The organism is Mycobacterium sp. Root135 (assembly GCF_001426545.1).
In the GTDB taxonomy this organism is placed as follows: Bacteria; Actinomycetota; Actinomycetes; order Mycobacteriales; family Mycobacteriaceae; genus Mycobacterium.
Map to the genome: position 1 here is coordinate 1,442,372 of NZ_LMEZ01000001.1, position 18,658 is coordinate 1,461,029.

The following is an 18,658-nucleotide window of genomic DNA, read 5'->3' on the forward strand; positions in this document are numbered from 1 at the left end:
AATAGTCAAAGACCTCGAAGAGTTGGCGTCACTTCCAGGCCGTCGACTTCAGATCTCTGTGCAGTCGGAAGGTCGAACAGTGGCATCAGTTCTCCGGTGAGAGCAGAGCCTCACGGCAAGCCGCTCACGAAGGTGGGGTCGGGCGCAGACGGGACGTAGCCGGGCGGCAGGTGGTCTGAACCCTGCGGCTGCGACGCGTAAATTGGGGCCGGCACGCCGTACCCGGGCGGGGTCGCGTCAGACCCCGGCAGCTGCCCATTAGCCGTGGGTGGCCCGAACCCCGGCACGGCCAAGCTCGACCCGGCCACCAACGTCGACGCCGCGAATACCGCAGCCTGCGTGGTGTACACCGGGACGTAGCCATCGGTGTGCCCGCTCCATGCATTGCCCTCACCCGCGTGACAGATCGGATCCGTTGGGTTGCACAGATCGATCGCCTTACCGGTGAACATCGCAGACTGGGACGGCAGCTTGGTACCCGAGCGGTTGGCGACATTGCCGAAGGTCGCAATCGCTGCGACGTTTTCCGCCAATGACGACGGGAGAGCTGGCCCCCACGCGATTCCGACGATGGGATTGCCGGCGACGATGTTGACGACGTTCGCCCCCTGGGAGTAGCCACCCAACACGATCTTGGTGTCGGGGCACGAGGCCGCCATGGTTTTGATGTGCTTGATCGCGTCCTTGGCGCCGTCGCCGCTGCCCAGCTGGAGCTTGCCCGCGTCGTAATCCACCGCGTACGTCGTGATGTTCATGCCGGCGGCCTGCGCGCGCAGCGAGTCGACGAAGGCAGAGCCGACCTGGCCGATGCCCTTCGGCTCGTCCGTGCCCCGGGCAAAGACCACCTCGGCGTCGGCGCAGTCGGCGGCGGACGCAACTGGCGCGGCACCGGGAATCCACTGCTGTGCCGCAGCAATCACCAGCGCCGCAGCGCCGCCACCCGCCAAACGGGATTTCGTCGTCTGCGAGCTACGCCGGCGATAGTTTCGCATCCGGCAGATAATACGCGCTGTCAGCGGGAATGCGTTACTTCCAACAATTGACGTTCGCCTCAGCGAACTTGAGGCGCCCCGTGAGACCAGAGCCGCCTCGGCACGCTGCTAGGGTCGCCGCGTGCCACCACTCGACCCAATCGTCGGCCATGACTGAACGGAAATCCGGCCGAGCCTCGGAGTCGGCCCCGGAGGGTGCGATACCCCCACTTGACGTCGTCGGCTCGGAGATTCTTCCTCCGGTCGCCGACGACGTCCGTAGGCGTTTCCGCGTGCTCGAACGGCTCGCACCCGGCCTGGGCTCTCGATGGGCGGTGGAGTTGTGGTGCACACCGCCCGTCATGGAGTCGGCTCTACGGCTGCCGCCGGGTGTGCCGCCGGGCAAGCCGCTTGAGGCGTCCTGGGATGGGCACCGGGTCGTCGGCGAGGAATGGGGCGAGGGACCGCCGGTCTATCTGGTCCACGGCTGGGGCGGCCGCCGTCCGCATCTGGCCATGTTCATCAAGCCACTGGTGGCAGCCGGGTACCGCGTCATCGCGTTCGACCTGCCGAGCCACAACGAATCCGACCCCGGCGAGCTGGCGCCGGGACGGACCACGTCGGTCGAGTGCGCTGCGGCGATCAAGGCTGTGATCGAGGCACACGGGTCGGCCCATGCGGTGGTGGCCCATTCGCTCGGCGGAAATGCCACGGTGTGCGCGGCGGCCGAAGGCGCCTGCGTCGGGCGGTTGGTTCTGCTCTCACCGATGGGCGACTTCCCCCTGTACTTGGATTTGTTCGCGGCGCGGCACGACTTCGGCCGCCGTATTCGGGCCGGGCTGCAGCGCCGCTTGGAGAAGCGAATCGGAATGCCGCTGCACGAGACCAACATGGAGCACGTCGGCCGCCTCGCCGGCTACCCGCCGCTGCTCGTCATTCACGATCCGGATGACCCCGATGCGCCGTACGCGGCCAGCCAGCGACTCGCTGCGACGTGGCCGGACGCGCGACTGCTGACGACGAAGGGACTCGGGCGGTTGGCTCACTACCGGATCCTTCGCCACCGACCCGCGATCACTGCCGGTGTGGAGTTCATCGGTGCGCCGACGCCGACCTAATTCGCGAGGTGGCCGCGTTGCCGCGCAAGACTATTCGCCTGTGGCCACGGCACTGCCTGCGAACGATCGGGGTGTCAAGGCGCTAACGTCGGGAGATGTCAGAGTCCGATGTCGGCGATTTCGAATTCGAGCGGAAGTTCTACGTCCGCGAGATGCCCGCTGTCACTGCCCTCGATCCGCAGCCCGAATTGATCGTGCAGGCCTACCTGTTCGCCGCCGACGGATACGCGGTGCGCGTACGACTGCAGTGCCCCGCCCCCGTCGACTTCGATGCTTCTCCGAACGGTCTCGTCGACGCCACGAGCCTTTCAGACGACGCCGACGCGATCGGAACCATGACCGCCAAGGGCCCGGCCGCCGGCGGCACCCGCTACGAAGCCGAACGCGAACTCGACCCGGTCGTCGCCGGTCAGATCATCTCGCGCGCAGACCATGTCATCACCAAGATTCGCTACTCGGCGTGGCTCGGCGAGGACGGCTGGATCGTCGACCGGTTCCTCGGCCGCAACGCTCCTCTCTTGCTGGCCGAGGTCGAGCGCAACGCCCCGGTGGTCGACCTGACGATCCCCGCGTTCTGCGTCACCGAGGTCTCCGAGGACGACCGGTTTCGCAACGAGTATCTCGCGCATCACCCATTCGGCGACTGGGCCGCCAATTACCGTAAAGAGCTGTCGCAGAGCGGGCCCCGATTCGTCGACAACCTCGGCATCAACGAAGTCGAGGGCAGCCAGCCGAGGCTGTGAGGATCGTGCCAGCCTGCGCCTCGCTCCACGAGTCCGCCTGCAACGGCACTCAGGTCGTGATCGTCAATTCGGCACCCGGGTGCGAACTGAAGGTGACGACGACGGTGCCGCGACCCGTCGCGAACGTGGTGTTGGCATAACCGATGAAACCGTAGTGCCCGTCGATCGTCGAGACCGCGCGGATGGGACCGCTTCCCGACGCGCCGGTGTCCAGATTCGTCCACGCCGCCGTCACAGTCAGCGCGCACGAGCCGTCGTAGACCCCAGCGTCGTAGTGGATTACCGCACGCACTCCGTTCTCGACGCGGTCACCGGTCTGCACCAACGCCACCTCGGCCTCGGCCCCGACGTCACCGCCGCAGCTCTGGGAGGCCGCCACCGGCACCCGGGGCAGTTCTGCGAAGGCGTCGGCGTGGGCCGACGCCATCCACGGCGACGAGCCAACCAGGACGACGGCAAGCGCGCAGGCAAAACGAAAGGGCCGCATGACCCAACCATCGCCTGCCGCGGCTCAGACGTTAGCCCGGGGAAACGAAAAAGCCCGCTCCGACCTGAGTCGGAACGGGCTTCTTGACTGTGGAGCTAAGGGGATTCGAACCCCTGACCCCCACACTGCCAGTGTGGTGCGCTACCAACTGCGCCATAGCCCCTCGTCGTGCTGGTCGACGGTACACCAATGAGCACTTCAGGTTCAAAACGGCACGTCAGGGGACGTCGCCACCAGCGTCGGGACCCAGCGGCCGGGCCTCGGTGTGCTCCGCATTGGTCCTCGGCCGGGTCTCTGGCGCGAAGATCCAGAACACCGCCGCGGCCAGCAGGATGGCGCCGCTGAAGGCGAACGCCGACCCGTAGGACAGGTACTGCGCGATCTGGCCGACCGCCAGCGAGCCGAGGATGGCCCCGAAGTCCGACGTCATCTGGAACGTCGCCACGGCCGTCCCGCCGCGCGCCTTGCTGCCCACGATGTCGGCCACCGCCGCCTGCTGCGGCGCGATGAAGATGCCCGTTGCCGCTCCGGTTACGAAGGCGGCGGCCAGGAACAGCGGCAGCGACGTCGTGAAGCCGACGAGGACGGTCGTCACCGCGGCCACCGGAAGCCCGATCAACAGCGGGATGCGTCGGCCCACCCGGTCGGACAGGTAGCCGCTGACGATCACCACCGACACGTTTCCGATGGCGAAGGTCGCCAGCGCCAGCCCGGCGATCCCGGCGCCTCGGTGCAACACCTCCACGACGAACAGCGGGACCAGCGCCACCCGCAGGCCGAACGCCGACCATCCGGTCGCGAAGTTCGACGCCAGGGCGGCCCGGTAGGCGGGGTTGCGCAGGGCCGCGCGGACGCTGAGGGCCGCCTCGGTCTGCTCGTTCGCCACCGCGAGCGACGACGTGCGCAGCACCACCAGGACGACACCGGCCGCAATCAGCAGCGCGACGCCGTAGATGACGAACGGCATCGACAGTCCGAAACCGACCGTCAGGCTGCCCAACACGGGCCCACCGACCGAGCCGACGAGAAAGGCCGAGGTGAACATCCCCGACACCCGGCCTCGCGCGTTGGCCGGGGAGATCCTGATCATCAGGCCGAGCGACGAGACGGTGAACATCGCCGAGCCAAGCCCACCCAGCGACCGGAACGCCAGCAGCTGCCAATAGGTCTGGGCGAACGCGCAGGCGCCGGTGGACAGCGCGACGATCAGCAGCCCGGAGACGTAGACCCGTCGCTCCCCCAGCTTCTGCACCAGCAGACCCGCGGGCGGCGCGCCCACCAGGCGCATCAGGGCGAACGCCGTGATCACGAACGTCGCCGCGCTGATGCTGACGCCGAAGTTGCGGGCGTACTGCGGCAAGACCGGCGCCACCACCCCGTACCCGAGGGCGACGATCACGTTGCAGAAGATCAGCACCCAGACTTCGCTTGGGAGCTTCTCCTTTACGGGAGTCTGACAGTCTGCCTCCGCGTCGGAACTCACGCTATGACTGTATTCACCACCTCGCGGGCCGCCTCCTGCACCTCGGCCAGATGCTCCGGGCCCTTGAACGACTCGGCGTAGATCTTGTAGACGTCCTCGGTGCCGGACGGCCGCGCCGCGAACCACGCGTTCTCGGTGGTGACCTTGAGCCCGCCAAGCGGGGCTCCGTTGCCCGGTGCGGTGGTCAGCTTCGCGGTGATCGTTTCGCCGGCCAATTCGGTCGCGCTCACCTGCTCCGGCGACAGCTTGGCCAGGCGCGCCTTCTGCTCCCGATTGGCGGGGGCGTCGACGCGGGCGTAGGTCGGCGCCCCGTACTTCTCCGCAATCTCGGCGTAGCGCTGCGAGGGGGTCGACCCGGTCACGGCGAGGATCTCCGAGGCCAGCAGCGCCAGGATGATGCCGTCCTTGTCGGTGGTCCACACCGACCCGTCGTTGCGGAGGAACGACGCACCCGCGCTCTCCTCCCCACCGAATCCGATTGTGCCGCCGATCAATCCGTCGACGAACCACTTGAACCCGACGGGCACCTCGACCAGCTTGCGACCGAGGCCGTCGACCACCCGGTCGATGATCGAGCTGCTCACCGCGGTCTTGCCGACGGCGGTGGACCCGGGCCAGTTCGGCCGGTGCGTGTACAGGTAATCGATCGCGACGGCGAGGTAGTGGTTCGGGTTCATCAAGCCGCCGTCGGGGGTGACGATGCCGTGCCGGTCGGAGTCTGTGTCGTTACCGGTGGCGATCTGGTAGTCGCCGATCTTGCCCAAGAGACTCGTCATCGCATTCGGCGAGCTGCAGTCCATCCGGATCTTGCCGTCGGTGTCGAGCGTCATGAACCGAAACGTGGCGTCGACCAGTGGGTTGACCACGGTGAGATTCAACTTGTGCCGCTCGGCGATGGCGCCCCAGTAGTCGACGCTGGCGCCACCGAGGGGGTCGGCACCGATCCTGATCTCCTGGGCGCGGATGGCGTGGATGTCGACGATGTTCGGCAGGTCGTCGACGTAGGCGTTCATGTAGTCGTGACGCTCGGCGATCTTCAGCGCCTGCGCGAGCGGGACCCTCTTCACGTCGACGAGGCCGCCACGCAGAATCTCGTTGGCGCGCTTGGCGATTACCCCGGTCGCATCGGTGTCGGCGGGACCGCCGTTGGGCGGGTTGTACTTGAAACCACCGTCGCGCGGCGGGTTGTGCGACGGGGTGACGACGATGCCGTCGGCGAGGTCACCCGCACGCGAGGAGGACGAACTACCGGAGCCGCGACCCCGGTTGAACTGCAGGATCGCGTGGCTGACCGCCGGCGTCGGCGTGTACCGGTCGGCACCGTCGATCATCGCCACGACGTCGTTGGCGGCCAGCACCTCCAGCGCGGACACCCAGGCCGGCTCGGACAGCGCGTGCGTGTCGCGGCCGATGAACAGCGGTCCCGTGGTGCCCTGCGACGCGCGGTACTCGACGATGGCCTGCGTCGTGGCGAGGATGTGCGCTTCGTTGAACGCCGCGTCGAGGCTCGACCCACGATGCCCCGACGTCCCGAAGGTCACCTGCTGGTTGACGTCCTCGGGGTCGGGCACCACCGAGTAATAGGCGGTGACCACCTGGGCCACGTCGATCAGGTCTTCGGGAAGCGCCGGTTGTCCGGCACGGGGGTTGGCAGCCATGAATGTGATTCTGCCCCTTCGCTGGGCCGCGCACGTCCGCGTCGCCAAGAATTCGCCTAGAGCGCCCACACCGCCAGGAGGCCTGCGGCGCACCCGGCGACCGACAAGACCAACGAACCCAACGCGTTGACCAGGGCCAAGCCGGCCCGCTTCTGTTGCACCAACCGAACCGTTTCGAAGCTCGCGGTGCTGAAAGTCGTGTAGCCGCCGCAGAATCCGGTGCCGATCACGGTCTGCCACACGGCCGGCTGCCCCGCGAAGAGCACGAGGCCCGCCAACACTCCAAGCAACAGCGACCCGGTGACGTTGATGAACACCGTCGCCCACGGGAACGTCGACTTCCACCGGCGCTTGACCGACGAGTCGAGCAGGAACCGCGTCACGGCTCCGGTGGCCCCGGCGAGGAGGGTGAGCGCGACGATCACGACCGTGCCCGCCGGTGGTGCACGGCAGAGGAGGCCACGATGCCAAGCCACGCGGTGAGGAGTCCGCCGACGACGCTGACCACGCCGTAGGCGATCGCCGTGCCGAGGTGCCCGTGCCTGGTCAATAGCACCGCCTCCAAGGCGAAGGTGCTGTAGGTGGTGAAGGCACCGCACCCTCCCGTCCCTGCGCAGAGTCGGGCCCGCAGCCGCCAGCCCGAGTCGTCGCCCAGCCGGGCCAGCGCTTCCAGCAGGGCCCCCAAGACGAACGCCCCGGCGAGGTTGATCAGGAAGGTCGCCCACGGCCACGCCGCCCCGTCGTGCGGCAGCAGCAGTTCGCCGTAGTACCTCAGCGCGGTACCGACGACACCACCGGCGAACACCCACGCCAACGACGACGGGCGCAGGTGCAGCGGCCTGCTCGATCGCGCTGCGACGTCGGGGTCAGACGGCAGCTCGGAGTGCGAGTCCGGACGGTTCACGACCCTACCCACCCGCCAGAAAGCACAGCGCCACAGTACAACTCATCCGTCAACCAGCACGACGCCGGTCCAGACCAGGCCGATCACCTTGACGAGTTCGAGCGCCACGTAGGCGAGGTGCGCCTTCGACCGCCGCCCCTCGTCCCCCTCCAGCACGGCCGTGCTGTGACGCGACAGCAGCGGCCGCACGACGATGGTCTGGGTGAGCAACGCGCCCACCGCGACGCACAGCGCGATGTTGAGCGACGTCGAGGTCTCGTGGCTGAAGAGCGCCGCCGCGATCACCATGGCGAAGACGTACTCGAAGACGTTCAGCGCGCGGAAGACCAACCGGCCTATGCCAAGGCCGATGCGCAGGGTGACACCGGGTGCACGGAACTTCAGCGGCGCCTCGACGAACGAGATCGCCAACACCATGCCAAGCCATACGAACGCCGCCGCGATCGCCCACCTGGTGCCCGTGTCCACCGCGGCAGCCTACGACAGGGATGCGATGGTGGAGGGATGCATGGTGGATCCGCCAAGGACCGCGACTACGTGGCCGAGTTCATTCGCTGGCAGGACGCCGGCGCCATCTGGGACGTGGTGGCGCGGACGGCTCAGGGCGTCACGATCGCGCTGCTGAGGTGCGACGGCGGCGAGGAAGTCGACCGCTTCACCTCTGACGACGAGCGCCTGCTCGAATTCGTCCGCGACGGTCGGGTCTGAACGCCCCATGCCGGACACCGTCTACGCCGACGTGTCCGAATGGCAGGTGCCAGTCGACGACGGCTATCCGCACCGGGTCCTCTGCATCCGCTCCAACGACGGCGACCATCGCGACCGCAACTGGCACGTGAACTACCCGTGGTGCCGAAGGCGTTGCGATGCACGCGAACTCGAGTTCTTCATCGTCTACTTCGTCTGGCGGCCCAACTGGCGCCGCACCGTCGCCGTGCTGAAGGACATGGTCGGCGAACCGCACCCGCGGATGGCCGTGATGGTCGACGTGGAGACCTGGGGCGGGCAGATCACCGGCGACCAATCCGACGGCGTCAACCGGGCCTACTGGGCCGTCGCCGACTGGTTGGGCAGCCCACGACGGGTCATCGGATACGGCAACGTCGGCGACCTGAACCGGCTGTGGCCGGTGAAGCCGGAGGGAATCCGCCTGGTGGTCGCCGCCTACGGAAGCAACCCCGACTACCCCGGCAAGGTCGCCCACCAGTACACGAACGGTGAGCGATACGGGAACGGGACCACGTTGCCCGACGGTGCGCCGCCCTTCGGCGCCTGCGACATGAACTCGGCGGACGGCCTCACCCCTCGGCAGTTCGCCGCCGCCTGCGGCGTGCCCGCCACGAGCGACGCCTGCATTACGTAATCTCGGCGCGAAGGAGGTCGACGTGATCGTTCGGTACGGCTGCCTCGTCGCCGTCGCACTCCTCGCCGGGTGCTCCCCGCCCGCCGAACCGCCCGTCGCCACGCCGTCGGCGCCACCGGCCACCGGCACCACGGGCACGACCACGACCTCCCCACCGGCCGCGCGCCCCGTGAACTGGTTCGACCTCGACGCCGGTGACTGTCTGGCCGACCCGCCACCGGTCGACCCGACCGTGATCGTCGTCGCCGTCGTCGACTGCTCGTCGCCACACCACGCCGAGGTCTACCTGCGGGCGCCGCTGGCCGTCAACACCGCCATCACGGACGTCGCCGGTCGCAAGTGCAACGAGGCTTTCACCGAGTACACCGGCGAACCGGTCGGCAGCGGCACCTTCGGCGTCACCTACCTCGTCGACTCCAACCAGAACCGGACGTCGTCGAACCCCAATCCGAGTACCGTGATCTGCCTGCTCGAAGCCTCCGACGGCAGCGCTCTGACGGTGCCCGCCCGGCGCTGACCCCTACTGCGCGTCGTCCTCCACCACGGCCGCCTCGACCAGCAGCGACATGCCGTGGTGTCGTGGCATCTCCAGCGCGAAGCTGTGCAGGTCGTCGACCGTTCCCACGGTCTTGCCGGTGAACATGTCCATCACGTGGCTGCCGGGCGGAAGGTGCTCGGACCGCACGGTGCCCGCGATGTCCTCGTTGGCGAAGTTGAGGATCGTCAGCTGATGCTGGCTGGGGTCCTCGAGCTGATGGACGAGCACCAGCATGCCCTTTTGCGACACCTCGGGGATGTCGACCTGCACGCTGGTCGCGATGCCGTAGTGCGAACGCACCCGCAGGATCGCCTGCAGCTGGCGTAGGAAACTCGTCTCGTCGGCGAGCTGCTCGGGGATGGACCCGTACAGGCTCCGGCCGCGCGGCATCCCCGCCATCGACCGTGTCGCCCGCTCGTTGACGCCCATCAGGTCGTGCCCGGCGCGGTGGATCCATCGGGTGTCGCCGCCGCGCATCAGCTCTGCGACCTCACTCGACGGCAACGTCAACATGCCGCACATGTCCCACCCCGACAGCGCGAACACTCCCGGCTGCAGGGCGTTGAACATGGCCAGCAGCAGATGCGCGCGGCGGATCGGGTCGACGTCGACGATGTCGTCGAGATCGGTGACGCCCAACGCCGCGGCGACCACGGTGGCGGTCGTCGACGCGATGCCGTTGGTGGTGAAGACCAGGTTGTACGGGGCCTTCTCGCCGGTGAGCGCGGTGAGGAGGTCTTGGCGAACCGATTCGCCGAGCTCCTCGCCGGTGATCTCCTCGCCCTTGTAGGTGTAGACGTCGTCGCGGTGCCCGGTGGACCAGTGGACCAGCTCGTAGGTCAGCTCGTCGTGGTTCTGCAGCGCGTGGATCAACGACGCCGGGTCGACGCCGAGCTCGATCGACGTCCGCAGCGTCAACCGCAGGAACTCGGTGTCGCCGGTCGCGAGGGCGTGCTGGTAGGCGGGGCGGTTGATGAAGTCGTAGGACAGGTCGGCGCCGGCCTCCCCGACCTCGCGGATGTCGTCGATGGTCAGGTTCAGCTCCTGGAAGGTGAACCCACCCACCTTGCGCACCATGCTGGCGATCAGGTGGTTGGCCGCCTCCGACAGCGGGTGCCCTTCCGACCAGGCCGGGCTGCCCTCGGCGGCGCTCTTCTCCACTCCGAGGAATCCGTTGGCGTCGAGTCGCAGCGCGCCCGTTCCGAGGTCGGTCAGCGAGTGCAGGGCGTCGCCCATCACCATCCGCATGCCCGCGAACGTGGGGTCGAGCCAGTTGATCGACGGCTGCCCGTCCTTGAAGTAGTGCAGGTACACCCAGCGACGTTCGACGCCGTCGACGCCGACGACGGGCCGCGTGACGCTCCAGTTGGTTTCCTTCACGCCCTCGGCGAAGAAGATCACCCGTTGCAGCCGGCCGATGATGTACCCGGCCTTGTCCAGCCATTCCTCGGTTGCCGCGTCGATGTTCACCGAATCCGCACCCTCGGGGGTTTCCGGCAGCTCGTGCCAGTCCCTCGGGTCGATCTCCACCATGTGGTAAATCCCCGGGTAGTCGGCGTAGTGCATCTCGGCCAGCCGGAAGTCGGCACCCTTACCGGTGTGACCAGGCACGACGTCGTCGATGATGGTGCCGCCGTACCAGTTGGCCGTCGCGCACATCTTGCGGAACTCTTCCTCGGTTCCGAATGCGGGGTCGATCTGGGTGCTGATGCGGTCGAAGTGACCGTCGACGCTGGGGGTGTACTCCCACCCCGAAATGCCGCCCGCGCGCTTGACGGGCCCGGTGTGCACGCCGTCGATGCCGATCTCGGCGAACGCCTTCCACATCTCCTCGTCGGCCATCGCCGTCAGGAACGACTCGTCCGGCCGGGTGATCAGCGACAGCGGATACGCGGTGAACCACACCGACGCCGCGGTCACGGCGCCACGCGGGTTGGGGTTGGCGAAGGGGTTCTGCCACATCGACCCCTGGCCGGAGAATTGCTGGCTGATCTCGTTGGCGTCCGACAGCATCGACTCTGACAACAGCCACTTCACATAGGCCGGGTTGTCGGCGGTCGCTTCGCCGTCCCGCGCAACGGAATGCCGCGCGAAGGGGGCCTTGACGCGGGGGCGGAAGCGCAGCGTGCGTGGCCGCGCCGGGTGCAAGTGTTCGTCGTAGGTGATCTCGGTTGGCTCGCGCGTCGGATCCTCACTTGCTGTGTCCGTCATCTACTTCCTCACCACTCGTTGACTGCCTGGACCCGTGACGCACACCGTGGCCCGCCTGCCGCCGTATAGCCGTTGGCCGAATCTTGAAACTAGGGCTCCCCCAATCTAGGCGGCGCAGCCGACTGCGGCGCCCCGGCCGACCAACCGTGCAACGATCCCCCGGTGAAGGAGTTCCTCGAGTTCCTCGGAGAGCAGTCGCCGTACGACCGCCTCGACGACGACGATCTGCACCGGCTCGCCAGTGCCGTCGACGTCGAGTACTTCACCGCGGGCACCGTGATCGTCGAAGCCGACGCGGCGCCCCTCGATTGTCTGTACGTCATCAGGGTCGGCGCCGTCGAGATCGTCGACCGCGGCCGCAGCACCGACGTGCTCGGCGCCGGTGAGACCTTCGGCCACATCTCGGTGCTCTCGGGCCTGCCGCCACCGCTGCAGGTCCGTGCCGTCGAGGACACCCTCTGCTACCGACTCCCCGACCCCCGCACCCTGCTTGCCCACCCCGACCGGCTTCGGTTCGCGCACTACGGCGGCCTGGTCGCCAGGGAGCGGCTGTTCAGCTCGGGTGAGTCGTTCGCCCGGTTGGAGCGCCCGATCGGCGACGTCGCCCACCCGATCACGTGGTGCGACGCCGACGACACCATCCGCACCGTCGCCGAACTGATGACCGCTGCGGGCCGGTCGTGCGCGCTGTTCCGGCGGGGCGGGCAGATCGGCATCGTCACCGACGACGACTTCCGCCGCCGGGTCGCGACCGGTGAGGTCGGCGTGGACGCGCCCATCTCGGCCATCGCCAGCACCCCGGCGATCGCCATGAGCGTCGACCGGACCGTGAGCACCGCGTACCTGTTCATGGTCGAGCACGACATCCACCACCTCGTCGTCGTCGACGCCGTCGGCACCGCGATCGGGGTGGTCCGGGTGGTCGACATGGCGGCCGCCGAAGTGCGCAACCCGTTGGTGATCCGCTCGGCCGTCGCCGCGGCATCCACGATGGACGACCTCGTCGATGCGTGCCGACTGCTGACCCCCACGACGGTCGAACTGTGGGACGCCGGCGTGCCCGTCGAACACCTCGGCGCGCTGCTGTCGGCGATGATCGAGTCGATCTTCCGCAAGGTGGTCGAATTGCACACCACCACATCGCCTTTGGCGGACCTAGATTGCTCGTGGATGCTGATGGGCTCGTTGGGCAGGCGCGAGCCGTTGCCCAACTCCGACGTCGACACCGCGCTGGCGTGGGCGGTCCGGGAGGCTGGGAACCCCGTGCCGACGCGCGACGAGGTCGCCGCCGCCACCGTGCCGCTGGTCGACGCGCTCGGCCGGTGCGGTCTCGCACCGTGCCCACAGGGCCTGAATGCGTCGACGCCGCTGTTCAACCGATCGCAGCGGCAGTGGCGCGAGATCGCCGACCTGTGGCGCGCCAACCCCGACAACGTCGACTACCTGCTGATGGCCTCGACCGTCCTCGACGCCCGCCCCATCACCCGGCCGGTGCTAATTCGACCGCTGCGCGCCGCGTTGGTCGGCGGTGTCGGCAGGGACGCCTTCACCCGAGCGTTGAGCCGCTTCTCCATGCAAGACCGTCCGCCGAGCGGATTCGTCAGGGGGTTCGTCGTCGAGCACTTCGGCGAGCAGAAGAACCACCTGAATCTGAAGAAGGCCGGCCTGCGCCCGGTGGCGTCGCTCGCCCGTGCGCTGTCCCAACGCACCGGTGATCCAACGGGTTCCACGCCGCAACGGCTGGAACGGGCTCATCGCAGTGGGCTCCTCACCGCCGACGAGGCAGACGCGCTGTCGGGTGCGTTCAGCCTCTTCTACCACTTGGTGTTCGACAGTCAGGTCGCCGCGATCAAGGCGGGCCGGCCGGTCGCGTCCGCCATCGACCCCGCGACGCTCGACCCGCTGGAGCGACGCCACCTCCGCGCCGCGTTCCGGACGATCAACGGCATTCAGGACCGGCTGAGCCGCAAGTGGTTTGGGTACGAGGGGCTGTGACGCCACGGTGATCGAGTGGACCCGTCGGTTCCGCGCGCACCGACCACGACGGTCGATGCCCGCCGACGTCGACTGGCGCACGGACTCGTTCGTCGTGATCGACCTGGAGACGACCGGCCTCGATCCACGCCACGACCACATCGTGTCCTACGGCGCGGTGCCCGTCCGGGGCGGCCGTGTCCGGACGTCGGAATCGGTGTACGGGCTGGTCAACGTGCCGCACGACGTGCCGGGAACCTCGGTGAAGTTCCACGGTCTTCGCACTCAGGACCTCGAGGGCGCCCCTCCCCTACTGGACTGCGTGGCCACCCTCGACGCGTTGATCGGCGACCATCCCGTGGTGGCGCACTGCGCCTGGGTGGAGCGCTCGTTCCTGCGCAAGGCATTCCGGCATTCCTATCTGCCGTTCACCAGTTCGATCGTCGACACCGCGGCGCTGGCCCAGCGTGTCCTGGACGTCGAACTCGAACGCGGACAGTCGATTTCGTTGGAGTACGCCACCACCGCGCTCGGACTTCCCGTCCACTCACCTCATCACGCACTCGGCGACGCGGTGACCACGGCGAGCCTGTTCATCGCGTTGGCGAGCCAGCTGGAGAACGGCCGCACCCTGACCACCGCGACCCTGCTCGAGATGTCCTCGGCCCCAAGCTAATCAGGCTGCACCCTCCAGGGCGAGCAGAGTGCGCTTGGCGTCGGTACCGCCGAGGTAACCGCCCATGGCACCGTCACTGCGCACGACGCGGTGACACGGCACGACGACGGGCAGCGGATTCGTCGCACACGCACTGCCCACCGCGCGAACCGCCTTGGGGTTGCCCGCCAGCTGGGCCACCGCGGCATAGCTGGCGGTGTGCCCGTAGGCGATCTCGGGAAGGTGGTGCAGGACGGTGCTGCGGAACCCCGCCGACAACCGCCAGTCCAGCGGCACGTCGAAGCTCGTCCTGGCACCGGCGAAGTACTCGTCGAGCTGCTGGGCGACGGCGTCGAGCCGGCGGGGCGTGCGCAGGATGCGTGGGCTCACCCGATCGGCAAGACCCTGGAGCACGGCGTCGTGGTCCTCGACGGCGAAGGCGACCCGGACGAGACCGAGCTCGGTGGCCGCGACCAGCAGGGCGCCCACGGGGCCGTCGACGATTCGATAGGCGACGTCGAGCACCCCGTCGCGTTCGGCAGCGGCGGCGAGTCGAGCGTGCAGGGCGGACATGTCATTCATCGCGGTTCTCCATCAGTGGATAGGTTCGTCTGAGCGCTGCAATACCGTCGGCGGCGGCTCGTCGGGCGGCATCGGTACTGCCGCCGAGAATGGCGGCCACCTCCGCATAGGGCAGACCGGCCAGGTGGTGATAGGCGACGGCGTGCCGCTGCTTGTCGGGCAGCAGTGCCAGCGCGGCGGCGAGATCGTCGTCGCGGTCCGGCTCCGGTGGGCGGGCCCGGTCGGGCACCTGATCGGTCGGGATGGCGCGGCGCGCCCTGGAGCGAACGGCGTCGACGGCCTTGCGGTGGGCGATCGTCACCAACCAGGCCTCCACGTTGGCGTCGACCGGCAGGTCCGGGTAGGCCTTCAGCGCCGACAGGAAGGTCTCCGACCACGCGTCGTCGGCCTCGGCGAACCCCACGACCGCCCGGCACACGCGCAGGACCGTCGGCCCGTGTTCGACCACGACCGCTTCGAAGGCCCGCTTCCCCGTCACGCGTCCCATGGTGACGGGTTCTGATCTGCGGCTGGCATGGTCCCCTCCTCGAAAATCGGTCTCAGAGGGAAGACGTTCGCGGCCCCGGGAACGTGAGGTCGAGCCGTGCGATGGCGTCACTCGGACAGACGTAACCGTCTGTTTCGACGCGGCGTGCAACGATCCGTTCGATCGGACCGTACTGTGTCCTCGAACTGAACTCGACGAGCAGGGCGCGAGCCCGAGCCCGCACCGAGAATCAGCTGATGTATGTACCTGCGTCGAGGTGAAATAGAAGGTGGGCGTTTGATCCCGTCGGGAGACGGGAACAAGCTGCCCACCGTCCACGTTGTCGTGACGCCGGCACTGGACTCGAAAGGACAAAAATGGCCACTGATTACGACGCACCCCGCCAGAAGGAAACCGATGACGTCGCAGACGAATCGCTCGAGCAGCTGGCCGGACGTCGCAATGACGCCGCGACCGCCGTGCTCGACGTCGACGACGGCGAGGAACTAGAGGACTTCGAACTTCCTGGCGCCGATCTCTCCGGTGAGGAGTTCACCGTTCGGGTCGTCCCCAAGCAGCGCGACGAGTTCACCTGCTCCAGTTGCTTCCTGGTTCAGCACAGTCACCGCCTGGCCCGCCAGGTCGGCGACAACATGATCTGCGCCGACTGCGCCTGAGCTACCTTCGCTAGACGCCGCGCTCGACGGGGAGCAGTCCCCGGTCGACCGCGGCGACCAGCGTGGCGTGGTCCGCTTCGGTCTGATCCGCGTAGCGCCTGGCGAACGCGCACAACGCGTCGTCCACCCGGCTCGACTTTCCCATGTACCCGGCAATCATCGACGCACCGCTGGTCCGCGCATGTCCCTTGGCCAGCAGTTGGCCCACCACTCCCGCGTAGTCGGTGAGTGCGGACGCGTCCATCGAATCCAGCGGGATTCGTCCCTTCATGTTCCTGAACTGCCTGACGTAGTACTGCAGTCCGCCCATCGTCGTCCAGCCCAGCAACGGGTCGCTGACGGTCTGCAGCGACTGCTGGTACTCCACGACGCGCTGGCCCTGATGCGCGTGCCAGGCCGAATCACCGTGCACGTAGCGCGCGAGAACCGACCGGCGAGCCTGCTTGAGCTGCAGGAAGACCACGTCCTCGGCCGAGGATCCCTCCAGTAGGGCCACGTAGGCGCGCAGCCCGACGCTGCCCACCCCGACGACCTTGTGCGCGACGTCGACCAGCGTGTATCCACCGAGGACGCGCCGCCAATACGACGGCAGCGTCTCCAGGTACCGGTCGAGCGCCTCGGCCAGCAGTTCGGCCTCCAGCGGTTCAGGCCGCGTGATGAGGGGCGGTTCCTCCACGATTCGGCGCTTGCCTTCGACCTGGTGGGTGAAGCGCGGCAGGGCGCGGTCCCCGGTGCGGTGGCGCGCCCGCTGCGCAGCCCTGGCAACCTGCGCCTGGAGAGGTCCCTCCGTCTGGGCCGCGAGCCGGTCGACGTCGAGCCGCTCGAACGACCGGGTGAACAGTGGCAGGTCGGCGAGCCGGCGCAGTTCCTGGCGATAGGACGCCACGCACGATTGGGCGGAGGCGCCGCAGTGTTCCTCGGAGGTGCCGTTGTGCCGACCGGCGACCCAGATGCTGGCCACCAATCGGCGCAGATCCCACTCCCACCCACCGGGGTGGGCTTCGTCGAAGTCGTTGAGGTCGATCACCAAGTCCCGCTCCGGGGAGGCGTAGAAGCCGAAGTTGCCGAGGTGAGAGTCGCCACAGACGACGGGCATGATGCCGGTCGACGGCAGCCGGGCCACGTCCTCCGCCATCACCACCGCCGTGCCGCGCAGGAACCCGTACGGCGACTCGACCATGCGGCCAACCCGTACCGGAATCAGGCGGTCGACCCTGCCGCGGTGGCTGGCGTTGATCAGGTCGACGGGGTCGGGTCGGTTCGGCGGCACCGACCAGTCGGCCAACGAACTGCGCGGCACGGACTTTCGCAGACTCTTGCCGAGGGCGTAGCGCTCGGCTCTGGTCACCGACTGCTGGCGCAGTGATCGATACATGGCACCGTCGGCTTGCGCCAGGACGGTGTGCCCACTGGTCGTTCCCACGCCGTCCATTGGTAGGAATCGTACGACCGCTGGGCACCGGAGGTGGCGAGATGCCCCGTAGGCTCGGGCACGGCTATGGACGACTCAGTGGATCACCAGGTAGTCACGCTTCCCCGTGGACGTTTTCGGGTTCTCCGCGACGGCAGGACGATTCGCGCCCGCGGACTGCGGTACGCCACGGCGCACCGCTTCGAGCCGTGCGTTCCGGTGCCGGTGTCCGACGGGGTCGTCGAGGCGACGACGGCAGGACCGGCCTGCCCGCAGCTGCCGTCGCGGCTCGTGTTCGTCGTCGGACCGCCGGCACCCGTGCTGGCACAGGACGAGGACTGTCTGGTGCTGGACGTCGTCGCACCGCTGCCCGACGGCACCGCCAAGCCGGTGATGGTGTTCTTCCACGGCGGCGCCTACGTCACGGGCAGCGGCCAGGAGTCCATCTACGACATGACGGCCATGGCCGACGAGGGCGACGTCGTCACCGTCACGGTGAACTATCGGCTCGGCATCTTCGGCTACCTCGCGATCGACGGCGTGGCACCGGCGAACCTGGGCCTGCTCGACCAGATCGCCGCACTGCGGTGGGTCAGGGAGAACATCGGCGGCTTCGGTGGCGATCCGGAGAACGTGACCATCGTGGGCCAATCCGCCGGAGCCGACTCGGTCTCATGGCTTATGGTCGCCGACGGCGTCGAGGACCTGTTCCGTCGGGCCATCCTGCAGAGCGCGCCGCTGGGCGTGCAGCGCGGCCGGGCGGCGATGAGCAGCGCCATGGGCGAGGCCGGACGCGGCGCGCTCGGGCCCCGGCCGGACACTCTTGCCACTCAGGATCTGCTGGTCGCCCAGGGCACCGTCGCCGCGGCAGCCGCCGCCTTCGGGACGAGTGCGCAGATGCCGTTCGGACCGCAGTCGGGACATCACCCACTGCCGTCCGAAGACGAGGTGGACGCGCGGCGCCGCGAGGTGGCCGGGCGCATCCCCGTGATGATCGGCACGACGACCGACGACGCCCGACCCTTCGTGATGCTCAACCCACGGATTGACGCACCGCTGGTCGGCTCGACGGCGCAGCGAGCGCTCGGAGCCACTGCCACCGCTCGTCTATTCGCCGGTCCGGCTGCGGCTTTCGCCAAACAGCACCGGCTCGACGGCGGTCGCGCCACGACCTACGTGTTCGATTGGCACCCAAAGGGCAGCCCCCTCGGAGCGTGCCATTGCATCGAACTTCCCTTTCTGATGGGCACATTCGACGCCTGGTCCCGCGCTCCCATGCTCGGCGCCGATCCCCGGCGGGCACTCGGCGAGCTAGGGCCGCGGATGCGCCGGCTCTGGTGCGATTTCGCCAAGGGCAGGCGTGACGACGTCGACGAGGACCTACGGCTTCCTGGCGACCTCGCCTGCAACTAAGCCA

Annotated in this window: 20 protein-coding genes and 1 tRNA gene; 9 read left to right on the forward strand and 12 right to left on the reverse strand. The window is 68.2% G+C overall.

Features of this window, described 5'->3' with window-relative positions:
- Positions 1-110: 110 nt before the first annotated feature.
- A complete protein-coding gene (locus ASD37_RS06990) occupies positions 111-992 on the reverse strand; it encodes a cutinase family protein (protein WP_056549393.1) in 882 nt (293 codons plus the stop codon).
- Positions 993-1,141: 149 nt separating this feature from the next.
- On the opposite strand from ASD37_RS06990, the gene ASD37_RS06995 reads away from it, so the two are divergent.
- A complete protein-coding gene (locus tag ASD37_RS06995) occupies positions 1,142-2,089 on the forward strand; it encodes an alpha/beta fold hydrolase (RefSeq protein WP_056549395.1) in 948 nt (315 codons plus the stop codon).
- 95 nt (positions 2,090-2,184) lie between these two features.
- Positions 2,185-2,832, forward strand: coding sequence for a CYTH domain-containing protein (locus tag ASD37_RS07000; RefSeq protein ID WP_056549397.1), 648 nt, complete (start codon positions 2,185-2,187; stop codon positions 2,830-2,832).
- 49 nt (positions 2,833-2,881) lie between these two features.
- On the opposite strand, the gene ASD37_RS07005 is transcribed toward ASD37_RS07000, so the two are convergent.
- From ASD37_RS07005 to ASD37_RS07035, 7 genes are all read right to left on the reverse strand, one after another.
- Positions 2,882-3,319: a hypothetical protein gene (locus ASD37_RS07005; RefSeq protein ID WP_056549399.1), complete on the reverse strand. Its 438-nt coding sequence runs from the start codon at positions 3,317-3,319 to the stop codon at positions 2,882-2,884.
- A 90-nt stretch (positions 3,320-3,409) separates the two neighbouring features.
- Positions 3,410-3,482 (reverse strand) — tRNA-Ala (locus ASD37_RS07010).
- 54 nt (positions 3,483-3,536) lie between these two features.
- Positions 3,537-4,802 carry an MFS transporter gene (locus tag ASD37_RS07015; RefSeq protein WP_056549401.1) on the reverse strand — a complete coding sequence of 422 codons (1,266 nt, stop codon included), beginning with the start codon at positions 4,800-4,802 and terminating at the stop codon, positions 3,537-3,539.
- Entirely contained in the window at positions 4,799-6,460 is a 1,662-nt protein-coding gene (pgm, locus tag ASD37_RS07020; protein WP_056549403.1) for a phosphoglucomutase (alpha-D-glucose-1,6-bisphosphate-dependent), read from the reverse strand. The genes ASD37_RS07015 and pgm overlap by 4 nt, the downstream gene beginning before the upstream one ends.
- A 56-nt stretch (positions 6,461-6,516) precedes the next feature.
- Entirely contained in the window at positions 6,517-6,885 is a 369-nt protein-coding gene (crcB, locus tag ASD37_RS07025; protein ID WP_056549405.1) for a fluoride efflux transporter CrcB, read from the reverse strand.
- Entirely contained in the window at positions 6,882-7,364 is a 483-nt protein-coding gene (locus ASD37_RS07030; protein WP_056550010.1) for a CrcB family protein, read from the reverse strand. The genes crcB and ASD37_RS07030 overlap by 4 nt, the downstream gene beginning before the upstream one ends.
- A gap of 42 nt (positions 7,365-7,406) precedes the next feature.
- Positions 7,407-7,832 (reverse strand): hypothetical protein, encoded by a 426-nt coding sequence (locus ASD37_RS07035; protein WP_056549407.1) that lies wholly within the window; start codon positions 7,830-7,832, stop codon positions 7,407-7,409.
- A gap of 36 nt (positions 7,833-7,868) precedes the next feature.
- Between ASD37_RS07035 and ASD37_RS07040 the strand changes: the two genes are divergently transcribed.
- The 3 genes from ASD37_RS07040 to ASD37_RS07050 are packed head-to-tail and all read left to right on the forward strand — an operon-like array spanning position 7,869 to position 9,244.
- Positions 7,869-8,072: a hypothetical protein gene (locus ASD37_RS07040; RefSeq protein WP_056549415.1), complete on the forward strand. Its 204-nt coding sequence runs from the start codon at positions 7,869-7,871 to the stop codon at positions 8,070-8,072.
- A gap of 7 nt (positions 8,073-8,079) precedes the next feature.
- A complete protein-coding gene (locus ASD37_RS07045; protein WP_056549417.1) occupies positions 8,080-8,727 on the forward strand; it encodes a hypothetical protein in 648 nt (215 codons plus the stop codon).
- A gap of 22 nt (positions 8,728-8,749) precedes the next feature.
- Positions 8,750-9,244 (forward strand): hypothetical protein, encoded by a 495-nt coding sequence (locus ASD37_RS07050; protein ID WP_056549419.1) that lies wholly within the window; start codon positions 8,750-8,752, stop codon positions 9,242-9,244.
- A 3-nt stretch (positions 9,245-9,247) separates the two neighbouring features.
- Here ASD37_RS07050 and treS read toward each other — a convergent pair whose 3' ends face one another.
- Positions 9,248-11,476, reverse strand: a complete 2,229-nt coding sequence (gene treS / locus ASD37_RS07055; protein WP_056549420.1) for a maltose alpha-D-glucosyltransferase — start codon at positions 11,474-11,476, stop codon at positions 9,248-9,250.
- 162 nt (positions 11,477-11,638) lie between these two features.
- On the opposite strand from treS, the gene ASD37_RS07060 reads away from it, so the two are divergent.
- Together ASD37_RS07060 and ASD37_RS07065 are read left to right on the forward strand one after the other, a co-directional pair.
- Positions 11,639-13,471 (forward strand): putative nucleotidyltransferase substrate binding domain-containing protein, encoded by a 1,833-nt coding sequence (locus ASD37_RS07060; RefSeq protein WP_056549422.1) that lies wholly within the window; start codon positions 11,639-11,641, stop codon positions 13,469-13,471.
- 55 nt (positions 13,472-13,526) lie between these two features.
- Positions 13,527-14,126, forward strand: a complete 600-nt coding sequence (locus ASD37_RS07065; protein WP_056549424.1) for a 3'-5' exonuclease — start codon at positions 13,527-13,529, stop codon at positions 14,124-14,126.
- On the opposite strand, the gene ASD37_RS07070 is transcribed toward ASD37_RS07065, so the two are convergent.
- Positions 14,127-14,687, reverse strand: a complete 561-nt coding sequence (locus ASD37_RS07070; RefSeq protein ID WP_056549426.1) for a methylated-DNA--[protein]-cysteine S-methyltransferase — start codon at positions 14,685-14,687, stop codon at positions 14,127-14,129.
- Positions 14,680-15,174 (reverse strand): RNA polymerase sigma factor, encoded by a 495-nt coding sequence (locus ASD37_RS07075; RefSeq protein WP_056549428.1) that lies wholly within the window; start codon positions 15,172-15,174, stop codon positions 14,680-14,682. The genes ASD37_RS07070 and ASD37_RS07075 overlap by 8 nt, the downstream gene beginning before the upstream one ends.
- Before the next feature lie 356 nt (positions 15,175-15,530).
- Between ASD37_RS07075 and ASD37_RS07080 the strand changes: the two genes are divergently transcribed.
- Positions 15,531-15,830 (forward strand): DUF4193 domain-containing protein, encoded by a 300-nt coding sequence (locus tag ASD37_RS07080; RefSeq protein ID WP_056549430.1) that lies wholly within the window; start codon positions 15,531-15,533, stop codon positions 15,828-15,830.
- 10 nt (positions 15,831-15,840) lie between these two features.
- Here the strand turns inward: ASD37_RS07080 and ASD37_RS07085 are convergent, their stop codons facing one another.
- The gene (locus tag ASD37_RS07085) at positions 15,841-17,262 is read right to left on the reverse strand and encodes a DUF2252 domain-containing protein (RefSeq protein WP_056549432.1); all 1,422 of its coding nucleotides are present in this window, start codon (positions 17,260-17,262) and stop codon (positions 15,841-15,843) included.
- Between the two features lie 78 nt (positions 17,263-17,340).
- On the opposite strand from ASD37_RS07085, the gene ASD37_RS07090 reads away from it, so the two are divergent.
- The gene (locus tag ASD37_RS07090) at positions 17,341-18,654 is read left to right on the forward strand and encodes a carboxylesterase family protein (protein ID WP_235567985.1); all 1,314 of its coding nucleotides are present in this window, start codon (positions 17,341-17,343) and stop codon (positions 18,652-18,654) included.
- Positions 18,655-18,658: the final 4 nt, after the last annotated feature.